The sequence below is a fragment of the Nguyenibacter vanlangensis genome (genome assembly GCF_013376155.1).
Taxonomy (GTDB): Bacteria; Pseudomonadota; Alphaproteobacteria; order Acetobacterales; family Acetobacteraceae; genus Gluconacetobacter; species Gluconacetobacter vanlangensis.
This window is the reverse complement of record NZ_JABXXP010000225.1, coordinates 1-4471: the sequence shown is the minus strand read 5'-3', so window position 1 is coordinate 4471 and position 4471 is coordinate 1. Positions and strand designations below refer to the sequence as shown.

At 66.1% G+C, this 4471-nt stretch carries 6 protein-coding genes and 1 pseudogene; 2 read left to right on the top strand and 5 right to left on the bottom strand.

What is annotated here, in order from left to right; all coding sequences use genetic code 11:
• Both HUK84_RS11225 and def read right to left on the bottom strand, forming a co-directional pair.
• A pseudogene (locus HUK84_RS11225) lies at positions 1-148 on the bottom strand (methionyl-tRNA formyltransferase); the annotation flags it as partial.
• Positions 149-254: 106 nt separating this feature from the next.
• Positions 255-794, bottom strand: a complete 540-nt coding sequence (gene def, locus HUK84_RS11220) for a peptide deformylase (protein WP_176640374.1) — start codon at positions 792-794, stop codon at positions 255-257.
• A gap of 165 nt (positions 795-959) precedes the next feature.
• Between def and HUK84_RS11215 the strand changes: the two genes are divergently transcribed.
• Complete coding sequence (locus HUK84_RS11215; protein WP_176640373.1) at positions 960-1448, top strand: Hsp20 family protein; 489 nt, start codon at positions 960-962, stop codon at positions 1446-1448.
• A gap of 202 nt (positions 1449-1650) precedes the next feature.
• Positions 1651-1911, top strand: coding sequence for a DUF1150 family protein (locus HUK84_RS11210; RefSeq protein WP_176640372.1), 261 nt, complete (start codon positions 1651-1653; stop codon positions 1909-1911).
• A 114-nt stretch (positions 1912-2025) separates the two neighbouring features.
• On the opposite strand, the gene hpf is transcribed toward HUK84_RS11210, so the two are convergent.
• The 3 genes from hpf to HUK84_RS11195 all read right to left on the bottom strand — a co-directional run.
• Positions 2026-2610, bottom strand: coding sequence for a ribosome hibernation-promoting factor, HPF/YfiA family (gene hpf / locus HUK84_RS11205; protein WP_176640371.1), 585 nt, complete (start codon positions 2608-2610; stop codon positions 2026-2028).
• A 300-nt stretch (positions 2611-2910) separates the two neighbouring features.
• Entirely contained in the window at positions 2911-3714 is an 804-nt protein-coding gene (lptB, locus tag HUK84_RS11200; RefSeq protein ID WP_176640370.1) for an LPS export ABC transporter ATP-binding protein, read from the bottom strand.
• The coding region (locus tag HUK84_RS11195; RefSeq protein WP_176640369.1) for an LptA/OstA family protein at positions 3711-4471 on the bottom strand (761 nt) is incomplete at its 5' end. The genes HUK84_RS11195 and lptB, both read right to left, overlap by 4 nt.

The window sequence follows — 4471 nt, the reverse complement described above, 5'->3', positions numbered from 1 at the left end:
GGAGCACGGGTTGCGCCCGCACCGCCTGGCCGCGCCCCGCAGGACGCGGCGGCTGGCTGTAGACGACCGCGATCTCGTGCCCCGCCGCATGAAGGGCATGCAGGGCAGGAACCGCGAAATCGGGCGTTCCCATGAAGGCCAGGCGCATGACGATCCGTTCCGGAAGGGGCGCATCCTCGGAAACCGGGGGAAATACGCCCTGCAAAGAATTGATTATGGGGATTTTCCGTATCGGACCATGCCCCGCGATGCCATTAGCGTTTCTGCCGCTGCTCCTTCGCCAGGCGGCGCATGATCATGTTGCGCTTCAGCGCCGAGAGGTGATCGACGAACAGGATGCCGTCCAGATGGTCGATCTCATGCTGGATGCAGGTGGCCAGCAATCCGTCGGCATCCAGTTCCTGTTCCGCGCCTTCCAGGGTCCGGTAGCGCACGCGGACCTGCTCGGGCCGCACCACTTCGGCATATTGGTTGGGCAGCGACAGGCACCCTTCCTCACGCGCGGCCAGGGTTTCCGACTCGGCGGTGATTTCCGGATTGACCAGCACCAGCGGCCGGCGCTGGTCTTCCTCGCCCAGATCGACGATGGCGAAGCGCAACCCCAGCCCGACCTGTGGCGCCGCCAGGCCGATCCCCGGCGCCTGGTACATGGCGGCGAACATCCGGGGCAGGGCATCGCGCAGGATGGCGGTGTCTTCCGGCCGGACCAGCCGGGCCTTCTGCCGCAGGATGGCCTGCGGCGCCACCAGGATCGGCATCGGATCGGCGGCTGCGGTTTCGTCATGCGTCGTCATGCACGCGATGTAGCGATACAAATCCCGCCGCGCCAGTCTCGGGGCGGCCATGGCGCGGGAAAAACCGCGGTCTCTTGCGAAACCCGCATGGCGTCCCATATCATCACGCATGCGGGCGCCGATGACGGGCTCGTGTGATCGTCTCGCTCGGTTGAGGAGGCCTGAATGTCGGGTAGGTTATTTGCATCCCCCATGTTTCTGGGGTTCGATCATCTGGAGCAGATGCTGGAACGCGCGTCAAAAGGAACGTCGGACGGCTATCCTCCGTACAATATCGAGCAGGTCAGCCCTACGGCGCTGCGCATTACCCTGGCTGTCGCCGGGTTCGTCATGGACGATCTGCAGATCACCCAGGAAGACAACCAACTGGTGATCCGCGGCCGCCAGACCGATGATTCGCAGGGGCGGGTGTTCCTGCATCGCGGCATCGCCGCGCGGCAATTCCAGAAGGCGTTCGTGCTGGCCGAAGGAATAGAGGTCGGCAGCGCGTGGCTCGATAACGGCCTGCTGCATATCGATCTGCTGCGTCCGAAACCCGAGGTCCGGGTTCGGCGTATCGAGATCACCCAGGGTCGCAACGCCAACGGCTCGACGGAAATCGACCTGCCCAAGGCGCGCGCCCAACGCATGGTCCGGGTGATCGAAGAGGAATAAGCGGGCCGCGGGGTCCGTACGGGCCCCACGAACCGGCCCGCGAATGGGTGCCATGATTGGCTTGTGATCTGGCCCATGATTTGATCGCGTGATTGTCCACATGTCCGCCCTGCCGGCCGGGTGATCCGTATCGGCGCAGGGCGGCGAAAGGGGGCGGTGCGTCGCCGCAGAAAGGGACGCCACCCGTCCGGAGGACCGTAAGATGAGAATTACGACCCAGAACGGCCGGGTGGTTCTGCAAGCCGATCCGGCTGCGCCCGCCGACGTGCGGCACCTGACCGCAAACCAGCTTCTGTCGCTGGGCGTCTCGCGCCTGGCCTATATCAAGGCCGTGGTGATCGAAGGCCAGGACGTCTTCGCCATCCATGCCGCGGACGGCACGCCGATGGCGCTGACCGAGGATCAGGACACGGCGATCGAGGCCATCCTGCAACACGAGATGGTGCCCGCCCTGGTCCACTGACCGGTTTATGGTGGGCCGATTTTATGGCGGGCCGGTCTCGTAGAAGAAGCACGGGGTGGTGCCCGCCGCGCGACCGGGCGTCGGTTCGCGCGGGGGCACCGTCATGCCGGCCGGTCAGGCGGGGCTGGGGTCCAGCCAGCCGATATTGCCGTCCTGGCGGCGATAGATGACGTTGATCTGGTCGCTGGTGCTGTTGCGGAACATCAGCAATGTCGATGCCGCCAGGTCCAGCCGCATGACGGCCTCGCTGACGCTCAATGTCGCGATTTCGGCCAGCCGCTCGGCCACGATGGTGGCATAGGGGCCGCTGCCCTGCTTCACTTCGCCCTCCACGACCTGTCCTTCGGCCGGCTTCAGGATGTAGCTGCGGCCGACCTCCGGCGCCCGGCGACGGGGCAGGGTGCGCAGATGGTCATGGACCCGCCCGCGATAGCGGCGCAGGCGCCGGGCGATGTGTTCCGCCGCGTCGTCGAAGGCGCCGTGCGCGTCGGCGGCCTCACCCTCGCCGCGCAGGGTCAGGCCCCGCGCCGCGTGAAGGTTGATGTCGCACGTGAAGAAGGAGCGGGCCCGGCTGAACGTCACCTGGGCGTCGAGCGCGTGGTCGAAATATTTGTCGGCCAGCCGTTCGAGATGGCCGGTCACCCGGTATTTCAGGGCGTCGGAGAGATCGATCTGCTTGCCAGCGACACTGATCTGCATGTGACATCACTCCTTGCATCGAGGAGGCACGTCCGAAACCGGACGGAGCATGCCGGCGGTCCCAAGCTCCACAATCCGCCGGGCGTGGCGTCAGGCTTCGACAGCCTTTCCTTTTTTTCTGCACCGAGCACGGCGTCTTCAGTGCATCCGGGCATTTGGACACGGTTTGGCGGCCGATGTCCATGCCTTCCTGCGTGTAGCCATGCCGTGGCTGCATCGCCGTACAGCATGCTTCGGATGGATTTACCGAAAATCAAGGATTTGCCCCGACGGCCCCTTCTTGAAGGGGCATCAGGCCGATCAGAGAGAGAAATTCTCGCCGAGATAGACCCGCCGGACATCCTCGTTGGCGACGATCTCCTCGGGGCGGCCTTCCATCAGCACCTGGCCGCTATGCATGATATAGGCCCGGTCGATGACCTCCAGCGTCTCGCGGACATTGTGGTCGGTGATCAGCACGCCGATCCCCCGATCCTTCAGGTGGGACACCAGGTCGCGGATCTCGCCGACCGCGATCGGGTCGATACCGGCCAGCGGCTCGTCCAGCAGGATGTAGTGCGGCTGGCTGGCCAGGGCGCGGGCGATCTCCAGGCGCCGCCGCTCGCCCCCCGACAGGGCCAGCGAGGGCGCGCGCCGCAGGTGGGAGATGCCGAATTCGGCCAGCAGCCCGTCCAGCATCGCCTCGCGCCGGTCGGGGTCCGATTCCACCACTTCCAGCGCCGCCATGATGTTCTGCTCGACATTCAGGCCGCGAAAGATGCTGGCTTCCTGCGGCAGATAGCCGATGCCCAGCCGCGCGCGGCGATACATCGGCAACTGGGTGATGTTCGTGCCGTCCAGCGTGATCGAGCCGGTATCGGGCTGCACCAGCCCCACGATCATGTAGAAGCTGGTGGTCTTGCCCGCGCCGTTCGGTCCCAGCAGCCCCACGGCTTCGCCCCGATGGACCTGGATCGACACGTTGCGGACGACCGGGCGCTTCTTGTACGTCTTGCCGATCCCGCTGGCGATCAGGCCGTGGGTCGCCGCGGATGCCTGAAGCGGCGTCGCGTCCCGGACGGCATCGGCCAGGTCGCGGGCTACGTCATGGACTACGTCGTTCATCGCGCGGCCTTCCCCGGCGTGGCCGCGGAGGACCCGTGGGCCGCATTGGTTCCCGGGGCGGGATTGGATTCGTTGGGAACCACCAGGCCGCTGACGCGCGCGCCGGGCCGTTCGGTCATCGTGGCAATTCCGGTATGCATGTTCACGATCGCGGCGGCTCCGTTGATCTGGTTCTGGCCCCGTGTGATGTGGACGTTGCCGACGATCCGCGCAATGCCGGTATCGGGCACGTAGACGCCGCGGTCCCCGGTCACCGTCTCGGTCTGGGTGCGGACGAAGACGTGGCCGAACGCGTTCACTTTTTCCAGCTTGCCGGAACTGGTCAACGGATCCGATCCCGGCTTGGCGGGGGTGCCGCTGGCGGGCGCACCCTTGGCAGGCCCATCCTTGGCGGGTTGGGCCGCCGGCGCGCTGTATCCGACCAGCACGTCGGCACGGATCTGCCGCCCGTCATTGGTGGTGACGGTGGCGTCGCCGCGCCCGATCGACACCCGGGTCTGCGAATAATATTCCATCGTGTCCCGCGCCGTCAGCACGTCCTGGGGCGTGACCATCTTCATCGCCTTGCCGGTCATGACCATGACCGCCTGGTCGATGTCATAGACCGCCTTGTCCCCCCAGGCCTGGTCGGTATCGGTAAAGATATGGACATGGCCGATCGCCTGCAGGCGATAGACCTCGTTCGATCCGGTATCGGGGTTGCCCGCCGCCTGGTTCGCGCCGCCCTGGCCTGCGCCGCCCTGTCCGCCTGGCGTCG